The organism is Mucilaginibacter robiniae (genome assembly GCF_012849215.1).
GTDB lineage: Bacteria > Bacteroidota > Bacteroidia > Sphingobacteriales > Sphingobacteriaceae > Mucilaginibacter > Mucilaginibacter robiniae.
The window spans coordinates 4,011,525-4,030,401 of sequence record NZ_CP051682.1; the positions used below are offsets into that span (position 1 = coordinate 4,011,525).

15 protein-coding genes are annotated in these 18,877 nt (G+C 34.0%); 12 read left to right on the forward strand and 3 right to left on the reverse strand.

Annotation, left to right across the window (positions count from 1 at the left end):
• Positions 1–36: 36 nt before the first annotated feature.
• From HH214_RS17565 to HH214_RS17575, 3 genes are all read left to right on the forward strand, one after another.
• The gene (locus HH214_RS17565; protein ID WP_169609829.1) at positions 37–1,488 is read left to right on the forward strand and encodes a flippase; all 1,452 of its coding nucleotides are present in this window, start codon (positions 37–39) and stop codon (positions 1,486–1,488) included.
• 294 nt (positions 1,489–1,782) lie between these two features.
• Positions 1,783–2,703, forward strand: coding sequence for a glycosyltransferase (locus HH214_RS17570; RefSeq protein WP_169609831.1), 921 nt, complete (start codon positions 1,783–1,785; stop codon positions 2,701–2,703).
• Between the two features lie 145 nt (positions 2,704–2,848).
• Entirely contained in the window at positions 2,849–3,781 is a 933-nt protein-coding gene (locus HH214_RS17575) for a hypothetical protein (protein ID WP_169609833.1), read from the forward strand.
• A 19-nt stretch (positions 3,782–3,800) separates the two neighbouring features.
• On the opposite strand, the gene HH214_RS17580 is transcribed toward HH214_RS17575, so the two are convergent.
• Positions 3,801–4,751, reverse strand: coding sequence for a beta-1,6-N-acetylglucosaminyltransferase (locus HH214_RS17580; protein WP_169609835.1), 951 nt, complete (start codon positions 4,749–4,751; stop codon positions 3,801–3,803).
• A gap of 103 nt (positions 4,752–4,854) precedes the next feature.
• Between HH214_RS17580 and HH214_RS17585 the strand changes: the two genes are divergently transcribed.
• The 8 genes from HH214_RS17585 to HH214_RS17620 all read left to right on the forward strand — a co-directional run bounded on the left by HH214_RS17585 (position 4,855) and on the right by HH214_RS17620 (position 14,324).
• Entirely contained in the window at positions 4,855–5,880 is a 1,026-nt protein-coding gene (locus tag HH214_RS17585; protein WP_169609837.1) for a glycosyltransferase family 2 protein, read from the forward strand.
• 25 nt (positions 5,881–5,905) lie between these two features.
• On the forward strand, positions 5,906–7,021 hold the full coding sequence (gene glf / locus HH214_RS17590; protein ID WP_169609839.1) for a UDP-galactopyranose mutase: 1,116 nt from the start codon (positions 5,906–5,908) through the stop codon (positions 7,019–7,021).
• 24 nt (positions 7,022–7,045) lie between these two features.
• Positions 7,046–8,089, forward strand: a complete 1,044-nt coding sequence (locus HH214_RS17595) for a hypothetical protein (RefSeq protein ID WP_169609841.1) — start codon at positions 7,046–7,048, stop codon at positions 8,087–8,089.
• Between the two features lie 4 nt (positions 8,090–8,093).
• Positions 8,094–9,176, forward strand: coding sequence for a glycosyltransferase family 4 protein (locus tag HH214_RS17600; RefSeq protein WP_169609843.1), 1,083 nt, complete (start codon positions 8,094–8,096; stop codon positions 9,174–9,176).
• A gap of 10 nt (positions 9,177–9,186) precedes the next feature.
• Entirely contained in the window at positions 9,187–10,572 is a 1,386-nt protein-coding gene (locus tag HH214_RS17605; protein ID WP_169609845.1) for an O-antigen polymerase, read from the forward strand.
• Positions 10,573–10,651: 79 nt separating this feature from the next.
• Positions 10,652–11,740, forward strand: a complete 1,089-nt coding sequence (locus tag HH214_RS17610) for a glycosyltransferase family 4 protein (RefSeq protein WP_211166244.1) — start codon at positions 10,652–10,654, stop codon at positions 11,738–11,740.
• A gap of 42 nt (positions 11,741–11,782) precedes the next feature.
• Positions 11,783–12,895: a glycosyltransferase family 4 protein gene (locus HH214_RS17615; RefSeq protein WP_169609847.1), complete on the forward strand. Its 1,113-nt coding sequence runs from the start codon at positions 11,783–11,785 to the stop codon at positions 12,893–12,895.
• 79 nt (positions 12,896–12,974) lie between these two features.
• Positions 12,975–14,324 carry a sugar transferase gene (locus tag HH214_RS17620; protein ID WP_169609849.1) on the forward strand — a complete coding sequence of 450 codons (1,350 nt, stop codon included), beginning with the start codon at positions 12,975–12,977 and terminating at the stop codon, positions 14,322–14,324.
• A 356-nt stretch (positions 14,325–14,680) separates the two neighbouring features.
• On the opposite strand, the gene HH214_RS17625 is transcribed toward HH214_RS17620, so the two are convergent.
• Entirely contained in the window at positions 14,681–16,048 is a 1,368-nt protein-coding gene (locus tag HH214_RS17625; protein ID WP_169609851.1) for a hypothetical protein, read from the reverse strand.
• Between the two features lie 392 nt (positions 16,049–16,440).
• On the opposite strand from HH214_RS17625, the gene HH214_RS17630 reads away from it, so the two are divergent.
• Entirely contained in the window at positions 16,441–17,607 is a 1,167-nt protein-coding gene (locus HH214_RS17630) for an MraY family glycosyltransferase (RefSeq protein ID WP_169609852.1), read from the forward strand.
• Between the two features lie 194 nt (positions 17,608–17,801).
• On the opposite strand, the gene HH214_RS17635 is transcribed toward HH214_RS17630, so the two are convergent.
• Complete coding sequence (locus HH214_RS17635) at positions 17,802–18,875, reverse strand: hypothetical protein (RefSeq protein WP_169609854.1); 1,074 nt, start codon at positions 18,873–18,875, stop codon at positions 17,802–17,804.
• Positions 18,876–18,877: the final 2 nt, after the last annotated feature.

Genomic DNA, 18,877 nt, shown 5'->3' on the forward strand with positions numbered 1-18,877 from the left:
CTGTAGTTTAACAACTAGATTCATTACAAACCTACAATGAAAAAAAATTACATATATAATCTACTGCTAACAGTATTTAATATATTATTCCCGATTTTAAGTTTTCCATATGCCTCACGTATTTTAGGTCCAACAGGAATTGGTAAATTCCAATTTATAACTTCATTTGCTCAGTATTTCATATTGGTCTCGAACTTGGGCATACCTACATATGGCACAAGGGAAATTGCCAAGTACAAAGGGAATATTGAAAAACAATCAAAAGTTTTCTCTGAGCTAATTACCATAGCATTTATTATGAGCATGGCGCTAACTGTAATATATGTTAGTGTCATTGGGTTTTTAACCTATTTTCAAGCAGACCGACAACTATATTTAACGGCAGCAGTCAGTGTTTTTTTAGGTTTTACTACCATCGATTGGCTTTATACTGGTTTAGAAGAGTTCAGAATGATTGCTATACGCTCTGTAGCTGTTAAGCTTATCTCTTTGATTTTGTTGTATGTTTTTGTTAAAGATAGTACTGATGTAATTATTTATTTATACATCGGCATCTTTTCATCTGTAGCTAACAATGCATACAACATGGTTACTGTACAATCTAAAGTTAAAATTACCTTCAAATCGTTAAATTTGGTACAGCATATAAAGCCATTGTTATTAATATTTGGCTTGTATGTAGCTACTAGTATGTACACATTGCTGGATGTGGTGTTATTAGGGTTTTTAGCCGATCCTCAGGCAGTCGGTTTATACTCTGCAGCTGTTAAGCTTTCTAAAATAGCTATACCCTTTGTTACCTCGGTAGGTGCTGTTACATTGCCAAAAATGGCTCATCAGTTTGCAACAAAAAATTATAACGAGCTACAAGGCCTGCTTGATAAATCTTTACACTTCATTTTGTTCTTTTCAATACCCTCATTTGTAGGGTTGGCTCTGCTAGCGCCAGAATTCATTACCTTATTTTCAGGTAAACAGTTTATGGCAGGTACCTTAAGTATGCAAATTTTAGCATTATTGCCCGTGCTTATTGGTTTAGGTTATTTCTGGGGGTTACAAATACTAATACCTGCCGGGCGAGATAAAGAAATGGTGTACTCGGTTGTTGGCGGCATGATAGTAGCTATTAGTCTGAACTTTTTATTAGTGCCGAAATTTCGTGATGTTGGCGCATCTATCGCCAATGTAGTTACTGAATTGGTTGTAACATTGTTGTACATATACTTTGTTAAAAAGAGTTACTCTTTCAAATTTAAATGGGATACAGCTTATAAGGCTACATTAACATCTTTGTTATTTATACCTATAGTTATAGCGGTCCGTAAATTAAATATTAGCATGCCGATTATTACAGCTCTGTCAATAATTGGTTGTGGTGCAACTTATTTGTTAGTGCAATGGTTGGTGTTTAAAGATCATCTCGTTGAACAATTATATCAGAGCTTTTTAATCAAACTTAAGTTAAAGAAAATAGAAGCTCCCGAATAGTAATCTATTAGTAGTTATGTCATTATTACAAATTATAACCGGTTGTATAAGTTGAAAATGTTTCCTGATCTTATACAAACTTATGAGGCTTTAAATACCTGTTCGACAAGCTAATAGCAGAAGTGTTATAGAGCAATAAAAATTTGGGATGTTGGATTAAAAAACAATTGGTATAAGTGGAAATCTAAGCTGAGCATTCAACTTAGTTAAAAAGTATAATTGATTTTGCATATTTGTTCAGTAATATTTAATATGCTTATTTAACAGTTCTTATAGTTAAAATTTAAATAATATATGATTTCAGTAATTATATGTTCTGTAAGCAAAAGCTTAAGAGAGCAAATATTAATTAATATAAATGAAACTATAGGTGTAGAACATGAAGTAATCATCATTGAAAATGAGGTTTACAAGTATCCTATTGCTAAGGCCTATAACATAGGCGCTCAGAAAGCTAAATATCCATATTTATGCTTTAGCCATGAAGATATAAAATTTCATACCCAAGCATGGGGAAAAGTGCTCATTAATGATTTTTTATCTTCAGGTGCCAGGTTGATAGGTGTATTAGGTTGCGCTGCAAAAGTTAATAATCCTAGTAGTGTACATTTGGCAAATTCAGGCTTAAACAGGCAAAATCATTTACAGCGTCAACGTGATAACAGCGTATCTTTAGTTTATGAAAATCCTTATAAAGAAACCTTAGCCGAAGTATGTACTTTAGATGGAATGTTTATTGCAGCAACTAAATCTGCTTGGGCAGAAACTAAGTTTTCAGAAGATTATTTACATGGTTTTCATGGATACGATATTGATTTTTCAATAAAAAACTTTGTTTTAGGGAAAGTAGTAGTCACCTATAATCTTTTGTTAGAACATTTCTCATTCGGATCTTTCAATAAAGGATGGGTTGATACACAGCGTATAATAACAGAAAAGTGGAAAGATAAACTTCCTTTATTGGCACCGAAAGTTTCACAAGAACAAGAAGATAAAGCCGAAACTTTAAATCTAAAAGATTTAATAGCTATTCTTATTGATACAGATTATAATCCGCTAATTCAATTAAAATATATCTGGCGTCATTTCAAAAGGACGCCGTTTGAAAAGGTTAATTTATATTATTTACGGAGAGTTATTTTAAGGAATAAATTAAACAACGCTCTAAAAAATATTGCAAAAACTAATCATAAGAATGATTTAACTGTGCAATAATACTATTATAGTCTGTGTATTTGTGCATAACACATTTATATTTACAACGTTATATTTGCACTTTTGAAGCATGCAGCAAACCTGACTAACTGGTTATCACAGCATCTTAACTATATAAACTAGATATTTACCTACTGTTAACAATATGACTACTTCTCCTCAAGGATCGCCTGTAAGCAAAAATATTGTCTTTTTATCTCATGGAAGTAAGAATCTGCACTATGAGGTTATTTTTTGTCTTTATACATTATATCATCATATAAACGGTGATTTTAGTGGGTTGCAGATTGTTATTTATACTGATGATGATTCGTTATTTAAAAAATATTTAAAAGATTTTCCTGTTCATATTGAAGTACTCACATCAAGTCAAATTACTGAGTACCGCAAGCCAGATGGTTACGTACATCGGGTGAAAACTTGTGTAATGAAACACTGCATGGATAAATATCCTGCGGATATGGTTTTTTTAGATGGTGATACCTTTTTTACTAAAAACCCTTGGCCTTTGTTTAACAAAATAACCAAGGATGTTAGTGTGATGAATATTGATGAATATGACTTGATTGAGGGGGGAGATGAGCATGAAAACAGCTTCTGGCTGGAATTACGCAAAGTAGTTAGGAGTAACACATTTGTATTAAATGGGCAAGAAATCAAAATACCACTTACTGCCCGTATGTGGAATTCTGGTTTTACCGGTATCAGTAAGGATAATGCTTACCTGATTAATGATGTGTTAGACTTAATTGATCAACTTTATAAGAAGGGGAAGATTTTTCATATTGAACAATATGCTTTATCCTATGTGTTACAAAACTATACACAGATAATTGATTCTGAAGATTATATTGTTCATTACTTCAAGCGTGTAACTGATAGAAAGCTTTTTGATTATCATGTTTCCCGCTTCCTGAAAGCAAATAAGAATTTACCTATTGGTTCTTTTGCAAAGCAGGCTGTTGAGCTAAGTTATGGTTATGATAAAGTAACTGTACCATCATACGTGCATTTGTACGATACCATATCGTTGCGTTGGCGTAATATCCGTAATGTAACATTAAAAGGCCGTATATAGATACGGCCTTTTAATGTTACTATGCTGTTAGTTCATAAACTTTGTCAATGATAGCTGCATCAACATCTGGCTCAAATTTTCTGGCAAACAACGCTTCAGATGTTTTAATATTATCAAAAGACTGCATAGTGATTGTTTTGGGGTTTTCAGCACCAGGTATCCATTCTGTATAGCGTAGTTCTTTATTGATAACTTTATTATCAGAATTCATCAATACAGTTTGTATCCAAACTTCATCACCACATAGTGTGTACTTAAATGATTCTAAAAACTCTGGATGTTTTTCCAGGTAAGTTACAATATGTGTCATGGCTGATCGGTTCAAGTTAACCCAGTTCCAGCCACCATAATACTTTAAAGGTTGTAATTTGCGCTTAATACCTGTTAACTTCTGAATATGCCTAACTAATGCAAGCGCTTTTTTAAGTACAAGGCCAGTAAAATTCTTTTTAAAATCGAAACCATAATAATATATAACCCTGGTATAACCACCATCAAAAGCATTGGCCCATGCCTTTTTAGGAAAGGCTTCATGATCAACAAAACTTACATTTTTGTTTTCTTCTAAAAATGTAATAATCTGTTTATTTGATTTGATTGGAATGTCCTGACCACTAATAAGTAGATAGTAATCATAATTTTTCTTAAAAGCTTGAGTAAATAATTCAGCATCAGCTTGTACTTGTTGGTAACTGCCCCAATTGATAGTATATCGTTTTGTTAGAAATACATTGGTATATTTATCAAAGTGTTTTTCGTTAATTTGCCACTTCTGGTCTAAATGCAGGTAAACATCAAAATCTTGGGTTAATCTGTTGAGTAACCTATCCAATTGTTCAATGTTTTTGTGAGCTAACATTAATATTGCAATTCTCATTATATAAATAATAGATGTAAGAGTAAGTGATATAAAGTTTTGTACAGCGAAGATGATATAAATTTTACTAGTCAGAACAATATAGTTAAGCAAGATGATTGCTGAAATTTTATTCTCTCGTGATTATTGTTGTAAAATTTACATCTATTAAAACATCTTCAATAAATTTTTGTTTAAAAAACGTTCACGAAAATAAATGCCTAAATTAAGCGTAATTCTCCCTGTTTACAATACAGAAAAATATATTAAAGAAGCTGTTGATAGTATATTAAATCAAACCTATAAAGATTTTGAACTTATAGTTCTAAATGATGCTTCAACTGACGGGACGCTTGGAATACTACAACAATATCAAGATACCCGATTAAAAGTTATTACCAACGAGCAAAACTTAAAGGTAGTTAAAACATTAAACAAAGGGCTTGACTTGGCTCAGGGAGAATATATAGCACGCATGGATGCGGATGATATATCTCATCCGCAACGATTTGAAAAACAAATTCAGTTTTTAGAACAACACCCTGATGTTGATTTTGTAGGCAGCTGGGTGCAAACGTTTGGTTCAGAAAGTAATATCATGCGTGCCGCTACCGAACATGAACATATCAAAGTACGGCTATTTTTCCTAAATCCTATATTTCACCCGGTAGTAATGTTCAGGCGGGAAAGTTTTGAAAAGCATGGGTTAAGATATGATGAACATTTTACTAATGCAGAAGATTATGGCATGTGGGTGAAAGCAATAGATCACATCAAGTTTGCTAATGTCCCGGAGATATTGTTAAAATATCGTGTTCATAGTTTTAACGTTTCTGTTATCAAAGCAAGTAATAGGGCTGTATTAGATGAGATACACTATAATATGTATCAATATTTCTTAAAAAAGCTAGGTATACTATCTTATACAGAGCATGAATTACTTATGCACAGAAAGTTGGGCCTGGTTGAAGTAGAAGCTTTAAATTTAAACCAACTAAATGAATATCTACAATGGTTAAAAAAGCTTGTTTTAGCTAACAATCAATCAGGATACTTCGATAAGAAATTTTTTAACATGGTGGTTTTGTCTTACTTGTTATACGTAGTAAGAAAAGCTAAGCCATCAGGACCGGCATTCAAATTGGGACTTAAAACATTTAACTCAATTTTTAATATCGCGGATTTAGTTAGCTTTGTTGTCAGTAGGGCACGTGTAAACTTAATGCGTCCGGATACATTTTAATATCATCACTTATAAAAACAATTGAATGGAAACTACCAAAACCTATGATTATCTAATAGTAGGCGCTGGCTTATTTGGGTCAGTATTTGCACATGAAGCTAAACAGCGTGGCAAAAAGTGTTTGATTATCGACAAGCGGTCACATGCAGGCGGCAATGTGTATTGTGAAAATGTAGAAGGAATTAATGTACATAAATATGGTGCGCATATTTTCCATACTAATGATAAGCATATTTGGGAATACGTAAATTCATTTGTAGAATTTAACCGTTATACGAACAGCCCTGTAGCAGTATATAAAGATGAGCTTTATAACTTACCTTTTAATATGAATACTTTCTATCAATTATGGAAAGTACGTACACCTGAAGAAGCTAAAGCTAAAATTCAATCGCAAATTGATCAATTAAATATTAAAGAACCGGCTAATTTAGAAGAGCAAGCTCTATCACTTGTTGGAACCGATATTTACGAGAAGTTAATTAAAGGCTATACTGAAAAGCAATGGGGCCGCCCAGCTACTGAGTTGCCAGCGTTTATTATTAAGCGTTTACCAGTACGTTTTACTTACGATAACAACTACTTTAACGATAAATATCAGGGTATTCCTATTGGGGGATATAATAAACTGACCGAGGCTTTAACTGAAGGCGTTGAAATAAAACTGAATGTAGATTTTTTCAAAAACCGTGAAGAGTGGGAGAGCCAAGCTGATACAGTGGTATTTACCGGCAACATCGACCAATATTATAATTATCAATTTGGCCAGTTACAGTATCGCAGTTTAAATTTTGAACACCAAACTTTAGAAACGGATAATTACCAAGGTAATGCGGTGGTGAATTACAACGAGCGTGAAGTACCCTATACCCGTGTTATTGAGCATAAGCATTTCGAATTTGGTACACAGCCAAAAACAGTTATTACCAAAGAATATCCGCAGGAGTGGACAGCCGAGAAAGAGCCTTACTATCCAATAAATGATACCAGGAATAATGATATCTACAAAAATTACAAGGATTTGGCCGATCAGGAAAGCAAAGTTATTTTTGGGGGGCGTTTAGCCGAATACAAGTATTATGATATGCACCAGATTATTGGTTCGGCTTTGAAAAAAGTGAAAGATGTTTTTCAAGACTAATTTTCTTCGGCCATACACCTTTCCATGTTTAAACACAAATATCAGTTCACTATATTTGAGTATAGTGATAAAATAAATAATTCAGCGTCAACTAAAGCGGTAGCTGACTGTAATAAAATTTTCACTGCTGCTGGTTACCAGGATTATACTTTAACGGTAAATAACGAAGCTGGCAGAAAAGCTAAATTTTATTTGAATGCTTTTGTTGCTATATGCAAATTTCTAGTTAAGGTTGAAAAAGGATCATTAATTGGCATACAATATCCTATGCTGAATAATGTGTTTAAATACTTTATTAAAGCTGCAAATTTAAAAGGCATTAAATTCTTCTGCATAATTCATGATGTGGAATCATTACGTTTGGGAGGTACTGATGAGGCCTTAGTTGCCAAAGAGGTTAATAATTTAAATTATTATGATGCTTTAGTTGTACATAACCCGCTTATGTTGCAGTGGCTCAAGAGTAAAGGTGTTACCTCTAAAATGGTTTCTCTAGGTATATTTGACTATTTAGCAAAGCAGGCTCCCTTACAACAAGGAACATCAACCAAGTTGAATACTGTTGCATTTGCAGGTAATTTAAACAAAAGCAATTTCATTTATCACTTAGGCGATATTCAAAACTGTAAATTTAATGTATACGGACCTAACCTGATAAAAGAAAATACACTAGGAAGTAACACCCAGTGGTGTGGTGTTTATCCACCCGATGAAATTGTTCAGCATTTAAAAGGTGATTTTGGTTTGATTTGGGATGGAGATGATATTAATGAACTAGATGCGATATTAGGTAATTACTTAAAATTTAATAATCCGCATAAAGTTTCTTTGTATTTAGCTGCTGGCTTGCCGGTAATTGCACCCCGGTCATCAGCAATAGGCCAGCTGCTTCAAAAAAATAAAATTGGTATTCTGATCGATACACTAAAAGATTTGAATACATTGAACGTTCCGGCCGAAGAGTATGTGATATTAAAGAACAATTGTATTAGCATACAACAGAAGCTAATTAAAGGGGAGTTTTTTTCAGAAGCGTTGAATGCTGTTGAAAAAGAACTAGCAATTTAATCATATGATAAAAATTGGCGTTGATGGCCGTCTGTTACAAGGCAAACTTACTGGTGTAGGAAAGTATGTGTTAAACTTGCTAAATTACATATGTGACAATACTGAAAGCATAATATTTAGCATATACACCAATAAGCCTTTGGAGTGTAGCTTAAGAGCAGATAAAATAACTGTTTACCAGGATAATGCGCGCATGGGTAAAATAAAACCCATGGTATGGTCAAAATTATTATCCTTCAGGCTAATCAATCAAGATAAACCCGATATTTTTTTTGCGGGAGATGCTTTTGTGCCACTGTTTATCAAAGCCCAAAAGATAGTTTCGGTAGTGCATGATTTAAATGCAATTATAGCACCCGAAACTATGAGCCGGTTGAGGTTAGTTACAGATAAACTATTTTTTGAAAAGGATATCAAAAAAGCCTCTGTTATTATTACTAATTCTTACGGAACAGCGGATAAACTGAAGCAGTATCACCATATTGATACTACGTTGGTTGTACATCCTATTATGGATAAGCCATACAAGGTGATAGAAGATGGTCTTGTTCAGGAAAAGCTGAAATCGTTAAATATTAACTATCCTTATCTTTTAACGGTATCTACTCAAGAGCCACGTAAAAATATGGATAAAACCATCAAAGCTTTTATCAACTTAAAAGTTAGGGAGCAACTTAAACCCTATAAGCTTTTATTAGTGGGTTCAAAAGGATGGAAGGCTGAACATATCCAAAGCATGATTCAGTCATATCCGGGAGAGGTAATGAGCTTAGGTTATGTATCTGACGAATTAATGCCTTATCTTTACAACGGTGCAAAGCTCTTTGTTTTCCCATCAAGCTACGAAGGATTTGGAATGCCCGCACGTGAAGCTATGCTATGTGGTACAAATGTCGTAGTAACTGATATTCCTGAATTGAGAGAAGCTACATTTGAGAAAGGAGCTTATATTAATCCGGAAAACAGCAAAGAATTTGAGGATTGTATTGTGCACGTAATTGAATCAGGTAATATAATTAACCAAAATACATTAAATAACACTGATCAGTTATCATTGTTAATTGGTACTTTGGAAAGCTTGGGATAGTGGTCTGTTCATGGAAAATTATGATTTCTTTTATGGTATAATCAGAATTAGCCCCGTGCTAATGACTGTTGATATTGTTCTAATTATAGCTTTTTTTGTTTCTTGGTATTTTTCTTATAAAAGAACAGGTTGGTTAATTGACTTCTGGCATTTTTCGTTGTTCATGAGTTACTTTTTTACCTTCCTGCTTATGTATCCGTTTGCATCAGCTATTCCTAATGTACTTACCATAGGCGAACGTAATTTAGCTTTGGCACAAAGAAGTATCGATGCCTCATTCTTCATTACATTAACCGGATTTTTAAGCATTTTTGTAGGGGGAACTATCTTTAGAATATATTCTTATAAGCATCCGATTAACTGGTTTTTGATGATGCCTTTAAAGCTCAGCATAGGCTATATGACTGAATCGATAATAAAAAGTAAAATCATTCCATCTGTGTTAATTGCTATTTACATAGCATTACTAACATTTGTACTCCTGTTGGCTTTTCGGGCAGGAATGATTAACAATCCTAGAGGGTATTTTTTATTGAATGAAGGATTAAGACCTGTTTTCAATTTAACCAATTCTATCGGAGGCATAGCAAGTGGTTTGATTCTGGCGCGAATATTTGTGTTTAATAAACGATATGATAAAGTCTTATTTGCCGTTTTTATTGCAGCAACGCTTTTTATTGGTTCAAGGGGCGGTGCTGTTGGGCCTTTATTGGGATATTTCACTAATTGGATTTACTTTAGAAAACATGGTCGGATTAAGTTGATCACCTTAGCCATAGCTGGGGTTGGCGCGTTATCATTAATAACACTTTTAAGTTTTTTCCGGTCGGGTAGTGGTGGTGCTGGTATTTTGGCTGAAATATTTTATGGTAACTCGTTTTCTGATGTAAGGGACCTATCTTGGGTATTGTCCTTATGGGATGGTAATTATTTTTATGGAAAAACTTACCTAGCTGCATTCATGTCTTTCATACCGAGTAGTTTATCTGCTTACCGTACCAGATGGTCAATTGGAAAAGTAACCGCTACAATGGCAGGCTATAGCATAACTGAACACCCTGGCATAAGGCCTGGTACCTTTGGTGAGGTATACTTAAATTTTGGTATTATAGGTGTAATCATATTGGGTATATTAATGGGCTACTCTATGCGGTATATTGATAAAAAAATCAAAACTGCTGCTGTTACAGGAAATAATATGGCTGTTTTTGTTGCTTTCACCGCAGGTGGATTTATTGGCTCGCTACCTATAACCGCTGGATTTTTTGGATTTTACTTAAACTTCATAATTTTTGGAGTTCTATTTCTGTTTAATCTAGCTTTAAAACATGCTAAACAAACTTCTGAAAAGCCAACTTTAGCTTTGAATACTGAAAGTAGCGGAGCTGTAATTTAATAGTAAAAAGTAGCTATAAACTATAATACAGTTGCTATTTAATCTGAAAAGATGATGGACATCAAATTATTACTCTGTTATGCATTTGGTTGTTGATGCTCGTATGATCGATGCTTCTGGTATCGGCGTTTATCTAAAAAATATTTTGGGTGGTTTAATAGGTACTTGTCAAATTACTTTACTAGGTGATCCAGCGAAGCTTACTCAATTTCAACGCCAAGTAAGTATAATTCCCTTTTATGAACCTATATACTCTATTAAAGAGCAATTAGGATTAAGAAAACTAATTCCAAGTTGCGATTTGTTTTGGTCGCCACATTATAATGTTCCATTACTACCTATAAAAGGAAAAAAGAGGGTTGTTACAATTCATGATGTATATCATTTAGCATTTAGTAGTCAGTTAAGCTTGCCTCAACGAGTATATGCCAAGCTGGTAATTAGTGCAGCAGTCAAGTTAAGCAAGCGCATTATAACTGTTTCTAACTTTTCAAAAAACGAACTTATAAAATATACTGCGGTACCTGCAACAAAAATAAATGTTGTTCATAATGGAGTAAATAGTGATGCTAAAATTGGTAATATAAATGAACTCCAATTCAAGTATAAGTTACCCAAGCAGTACTTGTTATATGTGGGTAATGTAAAGCCGCATAAAAATTTAAGAAAGCTTCTAGAGGCATATTTATTACTAGATAAAGCCCTGCAAGAGCAATATAAGGTGGTGATTGTGGGCAAAAAGGACGGCTTTATAACAGGAGATACTGCTTTATTTAACTGGATAGAAGAACAACCTGGTTTAGCAAACAAAATTATTTTTACTGGATTTGTAGCTGATGAAGACATGAATAGCTTATATCACTATGCTTCTGTCTTTGTATTCCCTTCTATATATGAAGGCTTTGGTCTGCCATCACTAGAGGCTATGGTTAACAATTGCCCGGTAGCAGTATCTAACGCAAGCTGCCTTCCTGAAGTATGTGGTAATGCTGCTGTATACTTTGATCCGCTAAATGCTCAAAATATAGCTGATTCAATAACTCGTATTTTAACGGATGATCAATTGAAAAATGAATTGGTAGCTGCAGGCAAAAAGCATGTGGCTGAATTTACCTGGCAACAAGCTATTAAGCAACATATCAGTATTTTCAACGAGCTTCTATCATGATAGCTTTAAGTAACCCGATTTTTAACTATAAATTAATTAAAATTGAAAGTAGCATTAGTACATGAATGGCTAACCATTATTGGTGGCTCGGAAAATGTTTTTAAAGAGATAGCCTCATTATTTCCTGATGCTGATATCTATACCTTGGTTGCACAACCAGAAACTATTCAAAAGCTGGGTTTACAAAATCATCGTGTTACCACTTCATTTATACAATCATTACCCTTTGCCAAAACCAGGTATAGGACATATCTACCCTTATTTCCTTTAGCTGTAGAACAGTTCGATCTGGCATCCTATGATCTGATTATTTCTTCTTCACACGCGGTAGCTAAAGGAGTACTAACACATTCAGGGCAAGTGCATGTTTGTTACTGCCATTCGCCAATCCGTTATGCCTGGGATTTGCATCATCAATATTTGAAAGCAGCCGGCTTGCAAACGGGGGTTAAAGGTATGCTGGCTAAACTCATACTTCATCGCATACGTACCTGGGATATTATCAGTGTAAACCGTGTCGATTACTTTATAGCTAATTCTAAATACATTGGCAAGCGTATAAAAAAGCTATACAACCGTGAAAGCGAAGTAATATATCCTAATGTAGCTACCGAAGATTTTGGAATGGTTACAGATAAAGATGATTATTACTTTACCTGTTCAAGGTTTGTGCCTTATAAGAACATTGATCTCATAGTACAAGCTTTTGCCGGCATGCCCGATAAAAAGCTTTTTGTAATAGGGGATGGGCCAGACTTCAATCGGGTTAAAAAGCTGGCAGCACCTAATACTATACTGTTAGGTTACAAGCCTTTTAATGAATTGAAACAATATTTATCAAAAGCAAAAGCCTTTGTATTTGCAGCAGAGGAGGATTTTGGCATATTGCCAGTTGAGGCACAAGCCTGCGGTACTCCGGTAATAGCTTATGGAAAAGGTGGAGCTTTAGAGACAGTTGTTGAAAACGTAACGGGTATTTTTTTTAAAGAACCCAATGTAGAATCAATACAAAAAGCTGTAAAATATTTTGATAATAATGATAAAATATTTGATCCTAAAGTTATTGCTGAACATGCAGCTCAGTTTTCAACAGCAAGGTTCAAACAACAGTTTAGCTCGTTTCTTGAGAACATTAATACTATAAAGAATACTTGATTGCAAAATTTATAACTTGGTATGTATATTGATGAGACATTTGCAAATATGATTAATAATATAATTTAATTTAAAACTCATGTCAATACGTTATTCCAAGTATCTCCCCGGTTTTGTATTTACATTTGATTTAATATTGTTAAATATTGCACTGTATGCAGCTCAGTTATTGCTAACTGGTTCAGTTATTTTAACAAATACTGAATCAATATTTATAGTGTTGGCAAACTCAATATGGGTTGCTACTTCCGCATTATCAAAGAGTTACTACGTTAGAAGACCTTTGATTTTAAGAGATAACCTAAATAAGTTTTTAATAACGTTGGCTTATCACTTATCTATTGTGTTTGCTATTATTTACATACTAAAATTGAATGCTGTATCGCAAGTATTTTTATTTACAAGCTATGTGTTCTTTTTAGTGCTTATTCTAGTATTTAGGTCATCACTGTTCTTTTTTCTGGACTATATTCGTAAAAAGGGTTACAATAATAGACAAGTTATAATCATTGGTGATGAGGATATTGCACAAAGATTATTAATGTCGTTTTCTGATCACCCTGAATATGGTTACAACCTTTTGGACATCATTTCAGAACAGAAGATGATGGATATGTCAGAAAGTGAGTTGTACAATAACTTATTATCAAAAGCTCCCGACGAAGTTTTTATCTGTTACAAAAAAATTGATAATGACTTATTAAATAAGCTGATTTACTTTGGTGAAACTAATTTTATCAGTATCAAAGTAGTATCAGATTTAATACTCGATAACAACTACGCTAAGTTAGTAAATTATCACAACGTGCCGGTTTTGCAAATTTCATCTAAATCGGAAGTAGGATTAAGGGTTAAATTATTGAAACGTGGCTTTGACGTTGGGTTTGCATCATTAGTTATGCTAAGTGGTATTCCTGTGTTTATCATGTTATACCTAATTACCAAGGCTAGTTCTAGAGGTCCGGCTTTTTATAGACAAGAGAGAATAGGTCGTAATGGAAGACCTTTTTACATCTACAAATTCCGTAGTATGTATATTAATGCGGAGTTAGCAGGGCCTCAATTATCTAAGGATAATGATCCACGTATTACAAAGTGGGGAAGGGTTATTAGAAAAACAAGACTAGATGAATTGCCTCAATTCTGGAATGTTTTGAAAGGTGATATGTCCGTTGTAGGTCCTCGTCCTGAACGTCAGCACTTCATTGAAAAGATTGTTGAAAAGGTGCCTGATTATAAAAAGTTGTTGTATTTGAAACCAGGTTTAACTTCAATGGGTCAAGTTCATTATGGTTATGCTGAAAACGTTGAACAAATGTGCGACCGTATTCATTATGACATGCAATATATGAAGAATATCAACTTAAATTCTGATTTGAGTATTATTGTGAAAACTGTTAAGGTCATGATACAGTGTAAAGGAAAGTAATAAAGATACAGACAGCTTTAAGGTTGCTTTTAAACTTAAAAGCTAATGTTATTAAATTATAAAAAAGCTATTCCCAAAAAGGAATAGCTTTTTTATTGGCAAATACAGTAGTCAGCGGGATAACTAAAATCTAAGGTAATCGCCAAAAATCTGATTTAGCAATTTTGTATTATCAGGCTATTAGTGATTGGAGAGATGTTTAAATCATTAAGGAAGTATTTTATTTGCATCTCTTTGCTTATAAACAATGCAGTTATACATAGTAGACTATTGTAACTAATCGGTCAGATGATTATACAATGTGCTATAGCTTATACAATAACTTCCATAAGCTATAGCACATTATGAATAAAGAATTAATGATTATTTGGTTTGTTGCTGTGGAAGGTGTTACTACCTGAATCAATGTATTCAAATATCTCACTTGCTTTGTATTGTTTATCTTCAGTAATAACAATGCCATTGATAATTGAACCTGTCAGAAAGAAGCGTCCAGGGCGTTGAGAGGAGGAGCCTTTCATCAATATGCTTCTATCTGCATTTAAGTTAGAGATGGTAATGGATGAACAATTTGGAGCAAAGGCCATAGACCAAGCTAACTGGTCACGACTATCACGAATAGTTAAGGCCGTAAAATTAACTTCGTCACAGTTACTTAGTTGTATGGCTGCATTAGCCTCGTTATTAGCAGAGCCTACACCATGTACTTTAAAGCCGGTAACATTACTGAATTTTAAACCGCCAAGTTCTATTTTACCTTGAGCATCCAAATTAGCAATGTTCCAATAATCATTCGTTAAATCACTTCCGGTAGATACAAAAGCAATATTCCCTGGTCCGGAAAATACATTGCTTAACTTGCCAAACTGGCATGATTCCACAAACAAGTTCATGGGAGATTGTTCCAATACGCAATTAGCTATCATTGGAGTGTATAAGCCTTTCATTCGTAAGTTGTATTGAGTACTGGAATTAGCCACGCTATTTACCACACATATGTTACCGTCTGAGCCAGCATTGTTTACACCTTCAATTGTAAAAGCCTTATCACAGGCGAAAGCATGGCAGCCATCAATATAAGAGTCTTTACAGCGGTAAGTTTTTATGCCATCAACGCATCCCCAAAAGTAACAATTGTCAAACCGGCACATGCCGGCATACTGGAAGTTAATAGCTGTACCTAACTGGTAAAATACACAGTTGTTGATTGTGGTGAAACAAGCATGGCTGTTATAAATTCCATTAGGGCGATTAACATTATCTGTGTAAAACCAAACATTGTTAATGTTAAACTTAGTGTTCTGCTGTGGTCGATCATCAGTCAGAATATTAAAAGCAAAGTACCCATTATTGCCATTTTTAACAGAAAGGAATATAGAAGCACCATTTCCATTAAGCTGTAATCCGCGACGTTCTAGCTGACCTTGACCTCGATAATCTACATCAATATTATTACTGATTTTATACTTTTTACCGCTAGATAAGTTGATGACGGATAAATCATGATCTCGTGCATAAGTAAAGGCAGTTCTGAAAGCTTGAGTATCGTCAGCGTTGCCGTTACCTATTGCTCCAAAAGCTTCTACCGTAAGCGCGCCAGCAACTGGTACACTTTGCGTTTGTTCTCGAGCCTTTGATGACCATTGCTCAAAATTTTTTTCTTGAGCTGTTACATAATTATAACTAATAGCGTATAATGCTATAAATGAAAATAAAATGCGCATATTGTAATTCATAGTTTAACTTTGTTGTTGTAGTTAATTTATTACTGTGGTATAAGTTTAATTTATATAGGTATTGATACTATAGTGGCAGTATGTTTGATTGTTTAAGGGAGCAAAATTCATATTCTTTATCGGTTTTAAAACACTAATTTCTAGAGAATAGCTTATGATAAACCTGATAGTACCAAAATGTCTTTTCATAAAAATAGCTATTGATAGCTGGTAAATCAATTATATTAATTTTTGTTATGTACGCATAATAATTGAGATTAAAATAGTGCATTGATTATTGTTAATGAAGTAATACAATGTATTAAGATTTATTATTAATACAATTATTTGTCCTTATTATAAAATAGTTCTTAATTTTACATGCATAATCTAGACCGTCAATGACATTATTATTTACCTTTATCACCAGCCTTGTTCTTGTTGCATTTTCAATTCCTTCTATAATAAAAATTGCTCATGAAAAGAACTTGTTTGATGCTCCTCACGAAAAGCGCAAAATTCATAAATCTATTACGCCTAACTTAGGTGGCTTGGGCATTTTTACGGGCTTCCTGATAGCACTTGCTCTTTTTGTAAAACCGGAAACTTTAAAGGAGTGCAATTATCTGTTAGCGGGAGGGGTAATCATATTTATTATTGGTATAAAGGACGATATCATAGGAGTTGATCCTTTGAAAAAGTTCCTGGCCCAATTTTTAGCAGCTTTCGTGATTGTGATTTTGGGGGATGTACGCATCATGGACTTGGGAGGATTTTTAGAAATTCATCATTTGTCTTATCCTTTCAGTATCGGTTTAAGTGTATTTTTAATTGTTGGTGTAACTAATGCCTACAATTTAATAGATGGCATTGATGGTTTGGCCGGATCATTGGGTGTAGTTGGTTCTTTACTATATGCCTATTTGTTTTATTCATGTAATGAACTTGGCTGGGTTTACATATGTCTTTCTTTAGCCGGATCATTAATAGGCTTTCTCATCTACAACTTTTCTCCTGCAAAGATTTTTATGGGAGATTCAGGGTCTCTTATGCTTGGTTTTTTGTCAGCCGTTTTAAGTATTAAGTTTTTGAATATTGCTACAGCTAATCAAGTTTACGTTAATAGTCTGTTTATATCTGCACCTATAGCTATTCCATTCGCAGTAACTATTGTGCCTGTATTTGATACACTTCGTATCTTTACCATCCGTATTATGCGTAATGAATCGCCGTTTAAAGCTGACCGCAATCATATACATCATCGCTTATTATTTGTTGGTATGAATCATACCAAAGCTACACTAACGCTGGTTACTACAACACTCATTGCTATGCTGATCGCTATTTTCTGCCAGGGCATTGGTAATAACCAATTAGTAGCTACAATTGAAATTGCTGTAATTAGCCTGAATTTAGCTTTAAGCATTTATACATTTAGCATCAAGAAGTATCTGCCTAATGAGGAGGAAACAGTTATTACAGTAGAAGAGGATATTTTAGATAACGTTAAACCACTTAAATTGAATCACCATATTTCTACCACTGAAAAAGAATACATGAACTTATAAGATTTCAATAAACCTTTAGTGGAATGTAATTCTATTTATTACATGATTTACAGAGGCAAATTTTAGTCATCTGTACCAGATTGTCAATATACAAAAAGAGCAAAAATGTTACTCATTTTTGCTCTTTTTGTATGCAGATGATTTTAGTATTGAATATTTCCAAATAGAGCTTAACCGATGATGATAAATAAAATTTACTCAGTTGTTACTGGTTGCTTACGAGTAAGTAGCAGATAGAAGCTTAACAATAGTGCAGCCAGCAGCATTCCAGCTGGTATCGCTAAAGAGTATTTTAACCTGTTCTTCTTTAATGGTAACTCTGGCTCATCCACAATCTGTACTGTTGGGGTTTCCTGTGCTAACGTAGCTTTGCTGGCTTCCAGGTTTTTAACTGTTTCTGAGAAGATGGTACTTAACACAATTTTATCACGTTCCCTAACCTCTATATTAGCATTTACACTAGTATAGGCTGGGTTTAGATTAAGTAAGTTCTGATTGGCTGAGGATACATTATACGTTCTTCGGTTCAGTATCATACCGATACTATCTGCACGGTGTTGCAAGCGAGCAATATTATTACGAACACGTTTAGTCTTAGTGCTGATAAAGAAATCAGTTGCTTGTTTAATCATTCGGATGCAGAAAAGCTGAGCCAATTTTTCATCCTTCATGGTAGTGTTGATTTCGAAAAAGCCTAATTTCTTATCTGTTTTTGTAATGCCAAATTCACCACCTAAAATCAGTGTGGTCATTTCATGCAATAAGCTATCTTGTAAGCGACTGTTGTGATCACCGTTTAATGGAAAACGAACAATTTTCCCATTCGGGCTATATTTAAGCCACTTTTTATTGAGTTTATTTACCGCAGCATAGCGGTCAGCTAGAGTTTGGCTATTATCATAAGCTGTAAGTAAAGTAGCTTTAATTAGTTTATGGCTTTTTATAAGTTCCTGCACATTATCGCCAGCTAAAACGCCGTTAGTTCCACCTAGTAAATCCATATTTAAACCAAACTGCCCAGCTAGAGCAGCTAACCCGCTACTACCTCCTGATGATTTCGAATCATCAACTACAAATGTGAGGCGGGCAGTATAGGTAGGTTTCCAGAGCCACGCAGTTAAAGCACCTAAGGCAGCACCTACAATTAATACAGCTACCAATGTTTTTCTAAATTGTAGAACATATTTAATGTCGTTTAATCGATCATTAAATAGTTTTTTAAATGAAAACTCTGGTTCGTAGGGGTAGGGAATATTTTCCTGAATCATGT

What these genes read in the sequence shown, in the direction of transcription:
- HH214_RS17565 (WP_169609829.1), top strand. Translation starts at nt 37, where the DNA reads ATGAAAAAAAATTACATATATAATCTACTGCTAACAGTATTTAATATA.
- HH214_RS17570 (WP_169609831.1), top strand. Translation starts at nt 1,783, where the DNA reads ATGATTTCAGTAATTATATGTTCTGTAAGCAAAAGCTTAAGAGAGCAA.
- HH214_RS17575 (WP_169609833.1), top strand. Translation starts at nt 2,849, where the DNA reads ATGACTACTTCTCCTCAAGGATCGCCTGTAAGCAAAAATATTGTCTTT.
- HH214_RS17585 (WP_169609837.1), top strand. Translation starts at nt 4,855, where the DNA reads ATGCCTAAATTAAGCGTAATTCTCCCTGTTTACAATACAGAAAAATAT.
- glf (WP_169609839.1), top strand. Translation starts at nt 5,906, where the DNA reads ATGGAAACTACCAAAACCTATGATTATCTAATAGTAGGCGCTGGCTTA.
- HH214_RS17595 (WP_169609841.1), top strand. Translation starts at nt 7,046, where the DNA reads ATGTTTAAACACAAATATCAGTTCACTATATTTGAGTATAGTGATAAA.
- HH214_RS17600 (WP_169609843.1), top strand. Translation starts at nt 8,094, where the DNA reads ATGATAAAAATTGGCGTTGATGGCCGTCTGTTACAAGGCAAACTTACT.
- HH214_RS17605 (WP_169609845.1), top strand. Translation starts at nt 9,187, where the DNA reads ATGGAAAATTATGATTTCTTTTATGGTATAATCAGAATTAGCCCCGTG.
- HH214_RS17610 (WP_211166244.1), top strand. Translation starts at nt 10,652, where the DNA reads ATGCATTTGGTTGTTGATGCTCGTATGATCGATGCTTCTGGTATCGGC.
- HH214_RS17620 (WP_169609849.1), top strand. Translation starts at nt 12,975, where the DNA reads ATGTCAATACGTTATTCCAAGTATCTCCCCGGTTTTGTATTTACATTT.
- HH214_RS17625 (WP_169609851.1), bottom strand. Translation starts at nt 16,048, where the DNA reads ATGCGCATTTTATTTTCATTTATAGCATTATACGCTATTAGTTATAAT.
- HH214_RS17630 (WP_169609852.1), top strand. Translation starts at nt 16,441, where the DNA reads ATGACATTATTATTTACCTTTATCACCAGCCTTGTTCTTGTTGCATTT.
- HH214_RS17635 (WP_169609854.1), bottom strand. Translation starts at nt 18,875, where the DNA reads ATGATTCAGGAAAATATTCCCTACCCCTACGAACCAGAGTTTTCATTT.